This is a genomic window from Pseudomonas sp. Sample_20 (genome assembly GCF_004307585.1).
GTDB classification, from domain to species: Bacteria; Pseudomonadota; Gammaproteobacteria; order Pseudomonadales; family Pseudomonadaceae; genus Aquipseudomonas; species Aquipseudomonas atacamensis.
Window position 1 is genome coordinate 149,230 of the sequence record NZ_RCOA01000036.1, and the last position, 16,451, is coordinate 165,680.

16 protein-coding genes and 1 pseudogene are annotated in these 16,451 nt (G+C 53.9%); 12 read left to right on the forward strand and 5 right to left on the reverse strand.

Features of this window, described 5'->3' with window-relative positions; genetic code table 11:
* Nucleotides 1–30: 30 nt before the first annotated feature.
* On the reverse strand, nt 31–1,041 hold the full coding sequence (locus D8U70_RS09765; RefSeq protein ID WP_130928757.1) for a chemotaxis protein CheB: 1,011 nt from the start codon (nt 1,039–1,041) through the stop codon (nt 31–33).
* Nucleotides 1,042–1,462: 421 nt separating this feature from the next.
* Between D8U70_RS09765 and D8U70_RS09770 the strand changes: the two genes are divergently transcribed.
* Complete coding sequence (locus D8U70_RS09770) at nt 1,463–1,873, forward strand: response regulator (protein ID WP_130928758.1); 411 nt, start codon at nt 1,463–1,465, stop codon at nt 1,871–1,873.
* 328 nt (nt 1,874–2,201) lie between these two features.
* Here D8U70_RS09770 and D8U70_RS09775 read toward each other — a convergent pair.
* Together D8U70_RS09775 and D8U70_RS09780 are read right to left on the reverse strand one after the other, a co-directional pair.
* Nucleotides 2,202–2,464, reverse strand: a pseudogene (locus D8U70_RS09775) (DUF1652 domain-containing protein).
* A 324-nt stretch (nt 2,465–2,788) separates the two neighbouring features.
* Nucleotides 2,789–3,355 (reverse strand): hypothetical protein, encoded by a 567-nt coding sequence (locus D8U70_RS09780; protein WP_130928759.1) that lies wholly within the window; start codon nt 3,353–3,355, stop codon nt 2,789–2,791.
* Between the two features lie 572 nt (nt 3,356–3,927).
* Here D8U70_RS09780 and D8U70_RS09785 point away from each other — a divergent pair.
* Nucleotides 3,928–4,155 (forward strand): DUF6555 family protein, encoded by a 228-nt coding sequence (locus D8U70_RS09785; protein WP_130928796.1) that lies wholly within the window; start codon nt 3,928–3,930, stop codon nt 4,153–4,155.
* A gap of 279 nt (nt 4,156–4,434) precedes the next feature.
* Here the strand turns inward: D8U70_RS09785 and D8U70_RS09790 are convergent, their stop codons facing one another.
* Entirely contained in the window at nt 4,435–4,830 is a 396-nt protein-coding gene (locus D8U70_RS09790) for a cupin domain-containing protein (RefSeq protein ID WP_130928760.1), read from the reverse strand.
* 97 nt (nt 4,831–4,927) lie between these two features.
* On the opposite strand from D8U70_RS09790, the gene D8U70_RS09795 reads away from it, so the two are divergent.
* Nucleotides 4,928–5,539 carry a helix-turn-helix domain-containing protein gene (locus D8U70_RS09795; RefSeq protein WP_241664643.1) on the forward strand — a complete coding sequence of 204 codons (612 nt, stop codon included), beginning with the start codon at nt 4,928–4,930 and terminating at the stop codon, nt 5,537–5,539.
* Here D8U70_RS09795 and D8U70_RS09800 read toward each other — a convergent pair.
* Nucleotides 5,536–6,108, reverse strand: coding sequence for a TetR/AcrR family transcriptional regulator (locus tag D8U70_RS09800; protein ID WP_130928798.1), 573 nt, complete (start codon nt 6,106–6,108; stop codon nt 5,536–5,538). The genes D8U70_RS09795 and D8U70_RS09800 overlap by 4 nt on opposite strands.
* Nucleotides 6,109–6,277: 169 nt before the next feature.
* Here D8U70_RS09800 and D8U70_RS09805 point away from each other — a divergent pair, with 169 nt between their 5' ends.
* The 9 genes from D8U70_RS09805 to D8U70_RS09855 all read left to right on the forward strand — a co-directional run bounded on the left by D8U70_RS09805 (nt 6,278) and on the right by D8U70_RS09855 (nt 16,377).
* Nucleotides 6,278–7,075, forward strand: a complete 798-nt coding sequence (locus D8U70_RS09805; RefSeq protein ID WP_130928761.1) for a crotonase/enoyl-CoA hydratase family protein — start codon at nt 6,278–6,280, stop codon at nt 7,073–7,075.
* 340 nt (nt 7,076–7,415) lie between these two features.
* Nucleotides 7,416–8,321, forward strand: a complete 906-nt coding sequence (locus D8U70_RS09815; protein ID WP_130928762.1) for an alpha/beta fold hydrolase — start codon at nt 7,416–7,418, stop codon at nt 8,319–8,321.
* Between the two features lie 2 nt (nt 8,322–8,323).
* Nucleotides 8,324–9,058: a nitroreductase family protein gene (locus tag D8U70_RS09820; protein WP_130928763.1), complete on the forward strand. Its 735-nt coding sequence runs from the start codon at nt 8,324–8,326 to the stop codon at nt 9,056–9,058.
* Between the two features lie 36 nt (nt 9,059–9,094).
* On the forward strand, nt 9,095–9,928 hold the full coding sequence (locus tag D8U70_RS09825) for an enoyl-CoA hydratase-related protein (RefSeq protein WP_130928764.1): 834 nt from the start codon (nt 9,095–9,097) through the stop codon (nt 9,926–9,928).
* Between the two features lie 9 nt (nt 9,929–9,937).
* Nucleotides 9,938–10,375: a hypothetical protein gene (locus D8U70_RS09830; RefSeq protein ID WP_130928765.1), complete on the forward strand. Its 438-nt coding sequence runs from the start codon at nt 9,938–9,940 to the stop codon at nt 10,373–10,375.
* Between the two features lie 176 nt (nt 10,376–10,551).
* A complete protein-coding gene (locus D8U70_RS09835) occupies nt 10,552–11,016 on the forward strand; it encodes a PaaI family thioesterase (protein WP_130928766.1) in 465 nt (154 codons plus the stop codon).
* 559 nt (nt 11,017–11,575) lie between these two features.
* On the forward strand, nt 11,576–12,463 hold the full coding sequence (locus D8U70_RS09845; protein ID WP_130928767.1) for a LysR family transcriptional regulator: 888 nt from the start codon (nt 11,576–11,578) through the stop codon (nt 12,461–12,463).
* A 141-nt stretch (nt 12,464–12,604) separates the two neighbouring features.
* Nucleotides 12,605–15,289: an aconitate hydratase AcnA gene (gene acnA / locus D8U70_RS09850; protein ID WP_130928768.1), complete on the forward strand. Its 2,685-nt coding sequence runs from the start codon at nt 12,605–12,607 to the stop codon at nt 15,287–15,289.
* Nucleotides 15,290–15,312: 23 nt separating this feature from the next.
* Nucleotides 15,313–16,377: a beta-propeller fold lactonase family protein gene (locus D8U70_RS09855; RefSeq protein WP_130928769.1), complete on the forward strand. Its 1,065-nt coding sequence runs from the start codon at nt 15,313–15,315 to the stop codon at nt 16,375–16,377.
* The last annotated feature ends 74 nt before the right edge of the window (nt 16,378–16,451 follow it).

Consider the following 16,451-nt stretch of genomic DNA (forward strand, 5'->3'; position numbering starts at 1 on the left):
CACAACGAAATAACCCAAGTCGCCGCGTGTTCAACCGGGACATAAGGATGAAACCAATCCTCGAAGAGTCGCCTTGTGGCTTTCGAGTCCCTCACTTGCAAGTTCGTATTCTCGTAACGCGCCCAAGCGCCCGCCATCTCTGCTGCTCTGAACAAGCCGACCAAGGAGCAACTGTTTTTCATGCAACGCTCTAATGGCCACCCAGAGTGCTTCCTCAGTCGTTTCATCCTGCGCATGAAATAATGCGGCGGCGGTATAGGCATGACCGGTATGGCAGCGAAACCGTGGAGAGGATGCGGCTACCTCCCACAGAGCGCCTCCGCATTCCGGACAGGACATGCCTGCGACTCGACCGATCTCATCCAGCGCGGAGGCACCCCCCTTACTGAAATCCTCAGTCAGATCATTCTCCGTTGCGAATGGCTCGATACGTTTTGACTCTGAAGCCGCCGTCGCCTCCGCTGTACGTTGATTGATGATCTGTACGAGCCTCTTACTCAACTCAGTAACCGGCAAGCATTCGTCCACGGTCACATACCGGAGAGCGTTCGTTGGCATTGAGGGTGCTTCGGCAGTCTCAGGATCTTGTACGTAGGCCAGTCCGCCATAGGCTTTTATCGCCTGAAGCCCAACTACACCGTCATCAAGCTCGCCGGTCATCAGCACCCCTATGGCACTGCTTCCATAGCTGATGGCAGTCGATCTAAACATCGGATCAATCGCAGGCCGCGAGTGGTTTTCCTTTGCGCTTCGAATGATCTGAATAGCTCCTTTTTTGACAAGCAGATGCTTGTCGGGAGGTGCTATGTATACACGCCCCGTCTGTATCTGCTCTTCGCTCAACGCGAAGCCGACGGGCAATTGGCTCGACTGAGTAAGAAGGTTAGGGAGAGCACTAGGTTGGTCTCCGATGTGCATCGTGACGAAGACAGCCGCATTTAGATCAGACGGAAGCCCGGCAAGAAATTCACGCAATGCAGCGAGCCCGCCGCTGGAGGTGCCGATGACAATGACTTGGGGGTTTTGGTTTTCTTGCTGCATGGATCGATCCTGGGTTGCTAGCCATTGCACGCTCGAATTTGACTCAGCTGCCTCAACTAATTCGCGATAAGTGCTTGCCGATCTTCCCCGGTGATGCGCTTACCTTGTTGCTAGTTTCGATAGATACCTCTGAGGGAAGGTTCGAAAAATTAATCAATGCTTGATCTAGATCAAGGGATTGCTACGCAGCATTCGTAGCCTCAAGCCCACAATTGGAAGGGATTCGATGCTTTCGCGGACAATCAGAAAAGCAAGGCGCCACGCGCTCCTTCAATACGCTGCGAGGACATCTGTAGGGTGACTTCAGTTGAGTCGAATGTGCCGCGAGCTCCAAGCGCCATCACGGCACACGCGGTTTTCGCTTACAGTCATGCTACCGTTCCGTTTGTTTGGTCGGTTTCTCTGGTAGGAGGAGGATTGTTTGAACGTAAATTGGGAAGGATTGCTGCCGATTCGCGGTGAGGTCATCGTCATTGAGGACGACCCAACTCTACAGTCGCTCATGACCGATATCATGGATGAGATTGGTGCGAAGACTGTCCCGTTCGCGACAGCGGATGATGCGTTGACCTACCTGCTCGAAGCTCATGGTGACTGCGCCCTAGTGATCGCCGATCACGGCGTCCCCGGCCAAGTCCAAGGCATCGAGTTCATAGAAATGGTCAAAGGCAGGTGGCCTCACATCGCTGCGATCCTTACCTCGGGTTATCTGATCGAGAGCACCGCAGTGCCAGCTAACACGATTTACCTGCACAAGCCTTGGTCATTGGACGACATGGTGGCAGCAGTCGCGGAGCTTCTTCAGCCTGGCAATCCTGTTAGCAAGCGCTGACCCATCGCTCATCAGAATTTATATCCGAAGGGAGACGCTTGCGACAAAGCCGCGTAATCGCTTTGTCGATTTCGTCAGCAGCGCCTTCCCTATACTCAGGATCTGCCCACTGCCAATACCCATCCGACATCAGTCCACCAACCGCCATAGCGCAAGCGTCTTCAATGCTTCCGCCTCTCTGCCCCAAGGCCGCCAGGACGGCGAGAAGGGCTTGTTCAAGGTGTAGCCCACGTTCTTGGGACACGATCTTAATCAAACTATACGGGGAGACTGAGTTTAACCTAGTGTCACTCTGCCACCAACCATCAAACTGAAATCGATCCTACCCTCAAGAGGAGGAGTTCTGCGCTGTCTTCCGAAACGATCCTTGGCAGGCCGCGATCTCACTCCTTAGCTCCGCAATCAGATTCGCCAGCGCACGACTGGAGGTGAGTTCAGAAACGGAAATACCAGTGACTAAGAGATCGACGCGGCCCGAGGAAGCTTCGTAAACTTTAATTGTCAGCGAGCCATCTGGACTGAGGTGCAAGTACAGGATAGCGGAAGGAAACCAGATTCAATTATGCGTCTCAATTCAAGCATAGAAAGCATACGTTTTCCCGATGCATATACAATTAACTGGGACAGAGTCTCTCCAAAGCATAACTTCATGAAACATTTTTGACTCACTGCAGAACGTAAAGTTGTGAGGTCGATCAGGAAACAAATCGGTAGCTAAGGGCTTCAAAGCGCACAGACGACAAGACTCTGCACAACGACTTTACGGCACAGAACATCGCGAATTAATTGGTATCGAGGTAAGGGATAAGTGTGTTGAGCTTTCAGCTTCACATTGGCCTTCGGCAGGAGACGAAAAGCCCTAGCTCCGATGCTAGGGCTTTCGTCCCGCAGACCAGCTACGCGCGCATTGCTAAGTTACGCTTGCTGGAACATGCCGATACCGCTGCCGTAAAACTGACCATTGATGTCGGCATGATATTGAGCTGGGTGAACCAATACAGCGATCAGGCGGTTCCCTTCTAAGATTGACAGGGAAAGCGCGCCTTGATTGATCGATAACTGGAGCGAAAGCTGAATCCCGATCAGATTCTCGGCGTCAGGAACTGTGCCTTGCAGATAGACGTTGCTAATTTCTAGATTTGTGCCCGTGCCCGTTGCCTGACCGATGAATCGAACAGGAGTGCCTTGCTGCGGAGCATTCGGGCCGATATTGGCCAGCGATGAACTTATCTGAATGGTTTCAGTGTGAGGCCCACAGCCGCAACCGCAGCCTTCGAAATTGAAGTAACCGCAGATGTTCTGCTGGCAACCGCATCCGCATAAAGTTTGAGGGTGCACTTTCTGGTGGAGAACTTCTTGAAGGGCCGGCTTAGCGCTCACAACATCGTCACGACGTTGAATTTCAGCGTCAAAAGCCGCCTGAGATTGCTGCTTCAGCGCATCTATTTCTTCAGGTTTGATGTTTTGCAAAGACAGGGTCATAGCTAATTCCTTTTATTTTCAAGAAGCACCCGGAGACCATCCGCTTCTAAGCCGGCGCCTCCTTGGCGCGGAACCCACGAAATCCTTCGACCCGTGGCCAAGCCTTTAAACCATAATGTTTCTCCTCTTTCAAGTATTTTGATGGTCAGTCAAATACTATCGACCGCTCCGCGCCAGCTTGCGCGTTAGTGATCGCCGCTCACGGCGTCCCCAGTCAAGTCGAAGGCATCAAGTTCATAGAGATGGTCAAAGGCAGGTGGCTTCACATCGCTGCGATACTCACCTCGGGTTATCTGATCGGGAGCACTGTAGTGCCAGCTAAAAACCATTAATCTGCCCAAGCCTCGGTCGCTGGATGAGATGGTGGTGGTGGAGTTTCTGCAGCCCGTAAATCCCATAAGTAAACGCTGCGCCTCGCTTCAAATCGTGAGGCCATGTAGGACTTGGTTGGTGCTAAGCGGATGAAGCTGCATTTGCACCGCCCTGAATCAATTCAGGGGATGAAGTCCCTGATTTTTTTGAATTTTTCCGCGCCCGATGACTCCGTTAGCTCAGAGCAGACGGAGTTAGTCATGAAAAACAATCTATTCGTCATCAACTACAAGCTTCATGGTGTGCCGAAGTCCTTCATCATCCGTAGCAAAGCGATGCAAAACGCTGATGCCTGGCACTGGGCTAGTTGCGATGCGGGCGTAGCTCCCATTCCCAGACCTGGTCGCCCGCCGCTGAAGATGGTGTCCAAACCCCAAGCCGAAAAATACGGCATTACCGATGTCACCTGGCGAGCCAGCTCAACGTAGCAGCGCGTGACAGCCCCCGCGAAATCTTATTCCCGCAGAATCCGCTTTCGCTGTCCTCGCTGATTTAGTGCATCGCCCGGTCTACGCGTGCGTTGATGTTTTCAGAAGTGGAGGTTTGGCTGGGCGACTATGCTATGACTGAAACGGTAATGATTTTTTATAATACAGAATCGATGCGATAGTGCTGCGCGCGAAATCATTTCCCAAGCAGCAGGTTCGACGTCTTATTAATTCCTCACCGTGCAGCTTTGCCACACGGTGCTTTACATGTAAGCGGACTCAGCAAGTCGCTCCACTTGTCACAACCGTGAACTTGCGACTGAACTCAAAAACCTCACACACCCCTGTTCGCCCTGCCGGAATAGATACAGCATCACCAGGCCCCATCTCAAAGCGCTCCCCATCGTCCATGGTTAGGGCGATCTTGCCTTCCAAGAGTACGAAGGCCTCGTCGTTCTCGAAGCGCCAATGGAACTGACCGGGGTTAGACGTAAAAAACGCAACTGATTTGTGCGGCGTTTTTACACCCACCGTCCGGAGCAGCTTCATCTGGGGGGCAGGATCACCAGCAATGACGTCATCACCTATTGGGTAAGTCAGCCAACCCTCCGGCGCATCCAGCGATGCGGTGGATACGGATGATATCGGGTTAGGAAAAATAGGGCGGGTATTCATTTTGTTATCGCCTCGCATGAATGAAGTGGTAGCAAACTATGACAAATGGCATAGTGAGGCTTGAGCCTACACGAAATTATGACAAATGGCATACTTAATGAAGATTACCACTCGAGACCGAATGATTATTGGTGCTGCTGACTTGCTCAAACGTCGAGGCATGCATGCCACCAGCATTCGAGAAGTAGTCCGTCACTCTGAAACTCCTCGTGGCTCAATCACCCACCACTTCCCAGGCGGCAAAAAGGAGCTACTCGAGGCGGCGATTAAGTACGCCGGAGAAGAGGTTTCGGGGCCGTTAACCCAACTTCTTGCCGCTCATGGCCCTATCAAGGGTCTGGAGCTATTTGTGGGTGCATGGAGAAAAACTCTGATCGATACGAGCTTCGACGCGGGGTGCGCAGTGCTCGCAGTAACAGTAGAGCAATACACATCCGATCAACGATCTGAGGCTGATCAAGTCCTTGAGCGGCAAATCCACCAGCAGCTGCTGAGCCAAGCCCATGAGATTTTCTGTGGATGGCAACGGCTCATCAGCGAGTCGCTGCATAACTCAGGGATTGATAGCGCACGAGCTGACAGCCTAGCGCTAATGACCATCGCGGCAATCGAGGGGTCGGTTGCATTGTGCCGGGCGGCGCGCAGCACTTTACCGCTGGATAGAATTTGGGAGCAGATGCGCAACCTGCTCGAGCACGAGGTGGTTTAGGTGGAAAATGCCTCAAGCTGTGCAGACGCACGCTGAGTCACCCCATCGATAAATCGCGAGTCGTTGTAGATCCGGGCTAGGAGAATGGCACCTTCATAGTCTGCGACTAGCTGCTGAGCGAATACTTGGGCAACGGCTTTTCCATGCGTCCCCTCATATAGCTTTGTTAGCGCGTGCATCCAATCATTGAAGAACTCTCGAATCGGCGCCATTAGATCAGCCCTGGTGTAAGTCGCGTCAATAGCGACTACACCCATTAAGCAGCCAATGGAATCTTCGCTCAGGAACAGCTTTTTCGCCTTTCTCCCCATCGCTTCTAGCCGCTCTTTTGGGGAGAGACTCTCGTCGTATGCCAAAGAGAAAAGAGACTGCTTGAGCCCCTCGTGCGTCCACGCCAGCACATCGCGCAATAGAGCCTCCTTGCTCGGGTAGTGATGATAGAAGGAGGCCTTAGTGAGGCCACAAGCAGCCGACAGTTCATCCATGGTCGTACCGTTGTAGCCCAACCTTTTGAACGTGTTCGCGCACCGCTTGAGCAGTTCTTCACGGGAGATTTTGGATGGGCGCACTGGGGAAAGCCTGCTCGACAATAATTGGTGCTGATTGTATGACATAAGCCCTGCGCCCTCAATTTGACGGCTACCGAATGTTTGGTTACCTTGAGCAAACCGAACGTTCGGTAAGTTTAATTTGCCCTGCTACCAGCGCAGCAAGCCGTCATATTGAGGAGAGTCCTTCATGAGCGAACCAAACAGCGGCCAAGGCCGCGTTACCCGTGAGCAGCGTGGTCACCTCTACCTAATTGGTCTAGACCGACCAGGCAAGCGTAACGCCTTCGACAGCGCCATGTTGACCGACCTTGCTCTCGCCATTGGTGAGTTCGAGCGCAATGAGGAGCTGCGCTGCTCCGTAATATTTGCTCACGGCGAGCACTTCACCGCAGGCTTGGATCTCATGGAGCTGGCACCGAAACTAGCCTCGGGCGGCTTCAATTATCCTGACAACGGCATCGATCCTTGGGGAGTGTCCAAGCCGCGTCGTACTAAGCCAGTGGTAATCGCTGTGCAAGGGACATGCTGGACGGCTGGCATTGAATTGGTGCTGAACGCTGATATCGCTATTGCGGCGAATAACACCCGTTTTGCTCATCTGGAGGTGCTGCGTGGTATTCCTCCATCCGGTGGATCCACCGTCCGTTTCACCCAAGCAGCCGGCTGGACGGACGCAATGCGCTACATGCTGACGGGTGAAGAGTTTAGTGCGGCTGATGCACTACGCATGCGCCTGCTCACCGAAGTCGTTGAACCCGGCCAGGAGCTGGCGCGCGCAATCGAGTACGCAGAGCGAATCGCCAAAGCGGCGCCTCTCGCAATCAAAGCCACACTTCAATCGGCCTTCCAAGCTCGTGACGAGGGTGATGACGCAGCGCTTTCCCAGCTCAATGAACTGCTGTTCTCGCTATTCAAAAGCGAAGATGTGCGTGAGGGGGTCATGGCGATGATGCAAAAACGCGAGCCTGCCTTCAAGGGCCGCTAAGCATCTCCAGCACGCAAGGGGCGATCAGTAGTTTGCCCTTTGCGCCTCTTACCAAACACCTCCGGCAGCGCACCATGAATGGCTGTAATAAAGCCACCAAGGCATTAGCGAATCCGCAGTCGCTCCAGAACTGGACGCTAAAGCTGGCGAGATACCTATCGCCTACGTTGTACGAAGCCAACCCACTTAGATGAACCGCATGTCCTCACCCACTGCGAGTCGCACCTGGTTAGCTAAAAAGGCCCCGCCCCATTATTTTTCGGGACGATCTACCCAAGAGCAATGCCGGGAAAACTCTTCGAAAGGCAATGGTCAACAGCGCACAGCAGGAAAAGCCTTGATGAGTCGTTCTACAGCGTCAAACACTCCTCACTCCCTTACTCAGATAACCCTAACGACTGACGACGGATACGCACTTTCAGCTACTCGTTACGGTGCCATTGGTGCGGTGAAAGGCAACATCGTCGTGGCCGGCGCAACAGGAGTGCAGCAGCGCTTCTACCGCCGCTTTGCAGAGCATGCTGCTCTCCAAGGTTACAGCGTGTTGACTCTTGATTATCGTGGCGTTGGACAGTCCAGCCCTAAGTCACTTAAAGGCTTCGAGATGTCCTACCTTGACTGGGGATTTTGCGACTTGGCCGCTGCAGTGGACTTCATGTCCGATGAAAGCATCCCCTTGTTTTGGGTCGGACATTCGTTTGGCGGCCATGGACTAGGCCTACTTCCCAACCACCAAAAAATTACTGCCGCGTACTGCTTCGGAACGGGCGCCGGATGGGCAGGATGGATGCCTAATTTAGAGCGATTGAAAGTTAGATTGCTTTGGTCTTGCATCCTTCCCGTGATTGTTTGGAGGAAAGGCTATATGGCCTGGAGCATTCTCGGGATGGGCGATGACTTGCCCCTCGGCGTCTACAAGGACTGGAAGCGATGGTGCGCCCATCCGCATTATTTCTTTGATGATCCGTTGATGTCTGCAGTTGCTGATTGCTACTCCAGCGTGCGCACACCAATTGTTTTTGCCAATGCGACAGATGACCCATGGGCTCCTCCCCGGTCTCGAGACGCGTTCATCAAGGGCTACAGCAACGCACCGGTTATTACTCGAGATATCTACGCCGCCAAAGCCATCGGCCACATGGGCTACTTTCGCCTATCTGCATTGGATACCTGGGACGAGATGCTGCAGTGGTTTGCCCTTCAACATGCACAGCTCCCCACTTCCCTCACGAAAGCGAATGGCTAACCATGAACCAAAGCGTGATCTCTCAAGATGTTTATGACCCAGCCAATGCGTTCAGAGAACTGATGGAGCAGCGCCGGGCAGTCCGACGTTTCACGGCTGAGCATGTACCTGTTGATGTAATTGAGCAGTGCCTACAAACAGCGCTTTTAGCTCCCAGTTCGTGCAATCTCCAACCCTGGTCGTTCCAAGTCGTAAGAGATGAAGAGCTTCTTGGTCAGCTGCAGGATGTATGTCTAAGCCAAAGTGCGGCAAAGGCTCCGCTAATCATCGCTGTTCTAGCGAGACCGGATACTTGGAAACAGGGCTGCAACGACATCCTGAAGTTCTGGCCCGAGAAGGATGTACCTAAAAGAATCCAAAGCTTCTACACCCGAATAGCACCGTTTCAGTACAACCAAGGGTCATTGGGTTGGCTTGGCCCTTTCAAACGGCTTTTGACTTGGTGGAGGGGTATCAGGCAACCAGTCATGCGAGGGCCGACTAGCTTGGCCCAGATGCGACTCTGGGCGGTGAAATCGACTGCGCTGGCAGCACAGAGTCTGATACTCGCGTTTCAAAGTCACGGTTACAGCACATGTCCCATGGAAGGATTCGACGAGAACCGATTAAGGACAGTTTTGCCGATACCCAGCGAAGCCATCCCCATCATGCTGCTCGCAGTAGGCGTTCCCGGAGAGCGTGCCGTTTACAACGCGAGGTTGCGTTTCCCAATTGAGCAATGCGTAACCTGGCACTGATCGCCCACTCAAAACTCAAACAAGAGGATTGCGTAAATGGACTTTACCGAGATCGAGTACGAGGCCCACGGGCCGATTCGAATCATCCGATTGAATCGCCCTGACAAACGCAACTGCATTGGCCCCACCACCCACCTTGAGCTGATCGATGCCTGGGCACGTTTTCGAGATGATGACGAAGCACTGGTGGCCATACTCACCGGCGCTGGAGATAAGGCGTTCTGCGCAGGCGGCGATTTGGAGGCGGGATTTGACCTGGTGCCCTCTACACAAGACGAGATCGCGGCGCATGATCACGGTGAGCGCCCAGGCATTCTGGGCCCAAGCCGCTGGACAGATATCTACAAACCTGTGATAGCTGCCGTAAATGGCATTGCCTATGCGGGTGGCCTCGAGTGGGCCTGCTTCGCCGATATGCGCATTGTCGAAGAACACGCCTCATTTGGCGTGACCTGCCGTCGCTGGAATATTGGCCTCGCGGACGGCGGTAGCCAACGATTGCCTCGTATCGTCGGCATGGGCCGAGCTATGGAGCTAATTCTGACCGGTAAGGTCATTTCAGCGAGTGAGGCTTTTAGAATCGGGCTAGCAAATGAGATTGTGCCGAAAGGCCAATCGCTGTCCTACGCCATGGAGCTAGCGACGTTTCTCTGCACGCTTCCGCAACCGGCTATGCGCTCGGACAAAGAAGCCGCAGTTCGTGGTTTTGGGGAGTCTCTTGCTGAAGGGTTACGGATCGAGGCTGAGTGCTTCAATCGCTCTATCCACCGAGAGGAAACCCACGAGGGGCTGCGTCGATTCCTGCACCGAGATCACCCAGATCGGCAAATGGGGACGCCAGCAAAAACGCCCGGTTTAGTGAGGGATTAGGAGTGAGCCATGCGCAGTGATCTTTTACTCCAACTGCACCTCTTTGCCGTAGCTTTCTGGTTGGGAGTAGTAGCGGTGGAGTATCTGCTAGAGCAGAGCCGCGCCCAAAGCCGTAGCCAAGGATTCATGGTGGCGAGACTGCACCGCAAGATCGACATGATATTTGAAATGCCGGCCTTTTCAGTAGTGCTCTTGACCGGAATCCTTCTCTTCGAGCCGGGGCGCTTCGACGGCGTTTACGCCCTGAAAGTTATAACGGGAGCCACTGCTGTTATTGGCAATATGCTTTGCCTCATCCCAGTGCTCAAACGGCGTGAATCAGCAGACGACGACAATCTCTGCGAGGTGATCGTGCAGTCGAAGCACATCGACCGTATCTCTATTCTTGCAATTCCGGCTGGCTTGGTTGCGCTTGCCTGCGGTGGTTATTTGATGGTACTTCGATAGCCATGCAGCAACTCTGCGACGTGCCAGACCACGGATGAACTTCCGTAAATGCAGCAATGCCAAGGGGCCCCTCTAGCTGTGGTTCGGGCCACTCTCTTCATTCCGGGTACCAAAACATTGTGCGGGTCACCCTAAAGCTAACGTTATGTAATTTTATAAGCCTCCTGAGGTAGCTCATGCAGAAGTCGTTATCGTTGATAGAGGAAATAGCAGCTGGCCTGTCCGGCTTGGAACAAATGGAGGCCTTGCTCCACTCACAAAAAAAGGTAGGGATCTTCGAATCCTTGAAGATCGATTTTTCAGAAGTTAAAAAAGGGCGAGTGGTGGTAGCCGGAGTTCCCGACTCGCACGCTTACAACCCAATCGGGACAGTGCACGGTGGCTACGCAGCAACAATGCTGGACTCAGTATGCGGCTGCGCTACGCACACGATGCTGCAGGCGAACCAGGGGTACACCACCTTGGAGCTAAAAGTTGCCTATCACCGCCCCATCACAAAAGAAACAGGACAAGTACGAGCGATAGGTGAGGTGATGAGCGTTGGAAGGCGAGTCGCTTTCGCTGAAGCTCGTATCGTCGACAACCAAGACAAGCTCTTAGCCTCTGCGACCTCCACCCTGCTGATCATGGAGAAGCAGTAATAGGCAAGCCGCAACCAGACTTCCATTACAGCTCGGCAGATCCCTGCGAGCCGACCAACCACGTGCGGTTAATGACGAAGGCGGCGGCTGAAGTAGTCAAGCGCCTCTTCCGTCCGGGCTACGGCGGAGGTGTCGCTAACGGATCTTCGATAGGCAGGTGAGTTGATGATCTGTTCGCGTAATCCCAGCCGGTAATGGCGGCGCAAAATAGTGGGCATCGTAGATGATGAGCAATGGCCGCTGGGGGGTAAGGAGTGCTGTATCTAGCCAGCGTGCTGGCGGTGGTTGGTTGCGCAATGCATCCGGATGATGATGAGCCAAAGCTAAGCAGTTATAGAGGGTGAAGGTCAAGTACCGAGCCAGCGTTTGACCGCATTCGAAGCGAAGAAACCATCGTAATCGGCTATTTCGAAATAACGTACAGGTGAGGTGGAATAGGAGCTTCTGGATGGAAACCTAGCTGCCGAAGCGAAACGGAACTCCAATCCAAGACACTGCGAGCTTACCTCTACGCCCATTAGGTATGTATTCTGGTGACCAACGAAAAGAGACGGAATGAATGCGCTACGACCTCATCACAATGGACGTTTTCATCGCTGTGGCCGAAGAGCGCAACCTTACCCGCGCCGCTGAGCGCTTGCACTTGGCTGTATCGGCTGTTAGCAAACGTATAGCCGAATTAGAAGAGCAGGTTGGCTCGGCCTTGCTGTTGCGTTATGCACGAGGGGTAGACCTGACACCTGCCGGTCAGTCGGTTCTGCACTACGCGCGTGAGCTGCGTTCGGTGCTCGGCCACATGGACGAAGAGTTGGCCAGTTACTCTGCCGGCGTGAAGGGTCATATTCGGATTCACGCTATCACATCTGCGCTGGCGCAATTTCTCCCCACCGACTTGGAGCGCTTTCTAGCCAGCTACCCTCTGATTAATTTCGACATAGAAGAACGTGTGGGCTCGGCTGTAGTGAAGGCCGTGGTAGAGGGCCGGGCTGATCTCGGTATATTCGCTGAGCACACCCCTGCCGCAGGTCTCGAGGTTCTCCCTTACCGCCAGGATCAACTCGTTGTGGTAACGCCGAGTGATCATGCCGTAACAGCAAAGGGAAAGATCTCATTTCATGATGCCTTGGAACATGAATTCATTGGCCCTCACCTCGACAGCTCTCTCTACACGCTATTCGCACAGCAACAGCCGGATTCAGGGGGGGGAATGCGTGTACGCGTTCGCGTCAGCAGCTTCGAATGTATGTGTCGACTTGTGAGCGCCAAGGTGGGAATCGCGATTTTGCCCAAAGCAGCTATCCAGCAATATCTACGACCTTTGAAACTCAAGATGACGCTCCTTGACGAATCATGGGCGAGGCGCAGTCTGGTAATTGGAATGAGGAGCTCAGAGCTGCTGTCGCCGACAGTAAGGACGCTCGTAGAACATTTAGGAAAGAATCACTGATGGCATCAACGACGTTTTCATAGCGGAGCGTTCTCCTCTCACGAACGCTGGCTTGGCGAATGACCAATTTTCGTTTCTCTCCTGTGCCCCTAGGATCGGGTCATTAGGGCATCACATTGCCCGCACAAGAACGAGACAATCATGACCCTTACCGCCAAGTCTTACTTAAGTATTCTCGATATAGCTGAAGAGCGTTACTTCTATGTTGACCTTCGCAAGCTTCTGACCCAGTCAGAGTTAGAGAGCCTTCCCTACTCGATTCGTTTGTTGCTGGAAAACGTAGCACGCTGCTCGCCTGAAGCTCTCGAATCGGTACTCGCTTGTGCTGTTCGTAAAGGGCCGGCCTGTGAAGCTCCGTTCTTCCCCAATCGTCTTATGTTCCATGACACTACATGCCTGCCTGCGCTTGCAGACTTTGCAGGGATGCGAGACCGGGTAGCGGAGCTAGGTGGTGATCCTGAGCGAGTGAATCCGGTCATTCCCGCTGTGCTAGCCATTGATCACTCGGTCATCGTCGAGCGCTATGCCGATCCGGATGCAGTAGAAGCGAATCTGGACATCGACTTCCGCCGCAACGGCGAGCGCTATCAGTTCATCAAATGGGCCCAGAAAAGCCTGGAAAACTTCAAGGTCATTCCTCCAGGCACTGGCATCATCCATCAGATGAACATGGAGGCGATGGCTCAAGTTGTCTGGGAGAGTGTTGGCCCGGAAGGCGAACGTCTGTTGCACCCGGACGATATGGTCGCTACCGATAGCCATACCCCCATGATCAACGCTATCGGTATCCTCGGCTGGGGCGTTGGTGGGCTTGAAGGGCAAGCCGCCATGCTGGGGGAGCCAGTACCGATCAGTTTTCCAGAAGTGATAGGGATCCGCGTAACCAATGCGCTGCGCCCAGGAGTTACGGGGACAGATCTCTCTCTCTACGTTGCCGAGATTCTTCGCAAACGCAAAGTAGTCGGAAAGTTTGTAGAATTCTGCGGCCCCGGCTTGGACAATCTCACCTGGGCTACCCGAGGCACCGTAGCCAATATGGCGCCTGAATACGGCGCAACCGTGGTGTTTTTCCCATTCGACAATGAAACGTCCCGCTATCTGAAGCTTTCCGGTCGTTCCCCAGCCCTGCGCGCCAAAGCTGAGCGTTACATGGAAACCCAGCAGTTATGGCGACGTTCGCACGCACCAGAGCCTGTATTTGCAGATGTGATTGACTTGGATCTCGCAAGCCTTGAACCAAGCGTTGCTGGCCCGCACCAGCCTCATCAGCGTCAGCCTTTAGCGCAAGCAGGTTCGTCATTTGACGAGCACGTTATCGGCGCCCAGTTGATCGCAACTACCGCTCCTGACCAATTTGAAGAGCCAAGTTTTGGAGAGCCTATTGGTCACGGCGCGGTGGTCATAGCGGCTATCACCAGTTGCACAAATACGGCCAATCCGGCACAGATGATTCAGGCAGGCCTACTGGCACGCAAGGCGCGAAATATGGGACTTACCCGTAAACCTTGGGTGAAGACCTCCCTTTCGCCAGGCTCCCAGGTAGTAGCCGACTACCTGCGTGAAGCCAAACTGCTCGAGGACTACGCCGCCCTGGGCTTCGATCTTGCCGGCTTCGGATGCATGACCTGCATTGGTAACTCGGGCAGCCTGGAATATCACGTCGAAGCCTTTGCCGAACAGGGACTCAAGGGCGTAGCTGTGCTATCGGGCAACCGGAATTTTGAAGGACGGGTGAACCCCAAGGTGCCTGCAGGCTACCTTGCCTCCCCTGCGTTGGTGGTCGCGTACGCCATAGCGGGCGATATCCATGTTGATCTAGTCAATCAGCCATTGGGCCAAGACAGCAATGGACGGGACGTATATCTCAGCGAGCTCATGCCAAGCGATGAAGAAGTTGCCGAACTCGCTAGCCGCGTAGTAAAGCCAGAATTCTTTGCGGAGCGTCTGCGGACGGTATGGGACGGAACTCATCATTGGCAGGCGCTCAGTGCAACAGGAAGCACCCAGTTTCCATGGGATCCGTCCTCGACCTATCTCCGCCGGCCACGCTACTTAGAAAGTATTGAAGCTGAGCCACCAAAAACCTTGGCAATCGACAATGCCAGGATTCTCATGGTTTTGGGCGACAACGTCACCACCGACCACATCTCGCCCGCTGGTTCTATACCTAGAGATAGCCTAGCCGGGAAGTGGCTTATTGAGCATGGCGAAAATCCAGTCGACCTTAACCAATACTCAACGCGACGTAGCAATCATGAGGTCATGCTGCGGGGTGCATTCACCAACCGCTCGGTGCGCAATTTGTTACTCGGTGAGCAGCCTGGCTTAGGAGCCTGGGCATGGACAGCAGATGGTCAACAGGTGCTGCCAGTTTATGAGGCTTCTGCGAGTTACTTGGCAGAAAGGATACCGCTGGTTGTGTTCGGCGGAATTAACTACGGCGCAGGCTCCAGCCGCGACTGGGCAGCGAAAGCGCAGGCATTGCTCGGCGTGCGTGCCGTCGTAGCATGTAGCTTCGAACGAATTCACCGCAGTAATCTGATCGGTATGGGTATTTTGCCACTGACGTTCGTCGAGGGTACTAGCGCTCAGGATCTGTCGCTCGAAGGGCATGAACAGCTGACATTCAATGGGCTCGAGCAACTGGCTGTTGGCATGAACATCATCACTTTGCGTATCGAGCGAACTGGTAAGCAGGAGCAACATGTTGATCTGCAGCTCAACCTCGACTCCCGCCAGGAGCTCATCTATCTGTCTCAAGGCGGAATACTGCCATACGTGGTGCGCAAGATGCTTCGCCGCGCAGACAGCCCTGCCCACGCCTGATGGCATTGACCATGGAGAATGCTATGTACGCCTATGTCGGTAGCCGCACCACTCGTGAGCGCAACGCGCGTGGAGAAGGTATCAGTGTCTACGCTGTGAACCAGGACGAAGGAACCTTGGAGCTGGTTCAAGTAGTACATGACTTGGTCAATCCATCGTTCCTCGCTCTCAATAGCAGCGCAGACACGCTCTACACGGTTCACGGTGATCAGAGCGACGTTAGCGCTTTTCGCGTAGACAAACGCAGCGGGCAGCTGACCTTCTTGAATACGCAGAGCACGCAAGGTAAGAACCCGGTGCACCTGGCGCTGGATCCATCAGAGCGGTATCTGATCGTGACCAATCATATTGGCGCAAGCATTGCCGTTTTGCCTGTTCAAGATGACGGTAGCCTCGCCCCGTTGAGTCAACTGTTGGAGATCGTGGGTGAGCCTGGCCCGCATCGAGTCGAACAGCCTCATGCCAAGCCCCATTACGGCTTATTTGATGATAGCGGTCGCTACGTCATAGTGCCGGACAAAGGTTTGGACAAAGTCTTCGCTTTCCCCTTCTCCGCAGGACGCCTTGGCGCTGCCGCGACGCCGGTAATTGCTGCTCGTGAAACAGCCGGCCCCCGCCATGTGGCCTTTCACCCCCAAGGGAATCTTGCGTACGTGGTCAACGAGCTTGATTCGACTGTGACCACCTACGATTACGACGCCGAAAGCGGGACACTTTGCCCGAAACAAGTTCTGACTACGTTGCCGCAAAGCTTTACCGGCAATAGCAGAGCGGCGGGAATTCACGTAGATCGTGCAGGACGCTTTGTCTACGCATCCAATCGTGGTTACGACAGCATTGCCGTCTTCGCCGTCGACCCGTTAAACGGCTTGCTTGGCTTCAGGGAGGCAGTTTACAGCGGAGGATGTACGCCGCGCTTTTTTACACTGACTCCTAATGGACGCTATCTGATGGCGCTGAATGAAGACAGCGACAGCATCGTCACATTTTCCGTAGATCAAGAGCAGGGCACGTTGCGGGCCACAGGTTACCAGACATCTACCGGCAGCCCAGTGTGCATGATTTTTTCCCCCTCGCAACGATCTTGATGTCCTGCAAGCGCTAGTTGCCGGCTCTTTCGATAACGCGCTTACAACCACGAACAAGAACAATGCAGGCCGCC

Coding starts and splice junctions, on each gene's coding strand:
- D8U70_RS09765 (WP_130928757.1), bottom strand. CDS start 1,041: ATGCAGCAAGAAAACCAAAACCCCCAAGTCATTGTCATCGGCACCTCC.
- D8U70_RS09780 (WP_130928759.1), bottom strand. CDS start 3,355: ATGACCCTGTCTTTGCAAAACATCAAACCTGAAGAAATAGATGCGCTG.
- D8U70_RS09785 (WP_130928796.1), top strand. CDS start 3,928: ATGAAAAACAATCTATTCGTCATCAACTACAAGCTTCATGGTGTGCCG.
- D8U70_RS09790 (WP_130928760.1), bottom strand. CDS start 4,830: ATGAATACCCGCCCTATTTTTCCTAACCCGATATCATCCGTATCCACC.
- D8U70_RS09795 (WP_241664643.1), top strand. CDS start 4,928: ATGAAGATTACCACTCGAGACCGAATGATTATTGGTGCTGCTGACTTG.
- D8U70_RS09805 (WP_130928761.1), top strand. CDS start 6,278: ATGAGCGAACCAAACAGCGGCCAAGGCCGCGTTACCCGTGAGCAGCGT.
- D8U70_RS09815 (WP_130928762.1), top strand. CDS start 7,416: ATGAGTCGTTCTACAGCGTCAAACACTCCTCACTCCCTTACTCAGATA.
- D8U70_RS09820 (WP_130928763.1), top strand. CDS start 8,324: ATGAACCAAAGCGTGATCTCTCAAGATGTTTATGACCCAGCCAATGCG.
- D8U70_RS09825 (WP_130928764.1), top strand. CDS start 9,095: ATGGACTTTACCGAGATCGAGTACGAGGCCCACGGGCCGATTCGAATC.
- D8U70_RS09830 (WP_130928765.1), top strand. CDS start 9,938: ATGCGCAGTGATCTTTTACTCCAACTGCACCTCTTTGCCGTAGCTTTC.
- D8U70_RS09835 (WP_130928766.1), top strand. CDS start 10,552: ATGCAGAAGTCGTTATCGTTGATAGAGGAAATAGCAGCTGGCCTGTCC.
- D8U70_RS09845 (WP_130928767.1), top strand. CDS start 11,576: ATGCGCTACGACCTCATCACAATGGACGTTTTCATCGCTGTGGCCGAA.
- acnA (WP_130928768.1), top strand. CDS start 12,605: ATGACCCTTACCGCCAAGTCTTACTTAAGTATTCTCGATATAGCTGAA.
- D8U70_RS09855 (WP_130928769.1), top strand. CDS start 15,313: ATGTACGCCTATGTCGGTAGCCGCACCACTCGTGAGCGCAACGCGCGT.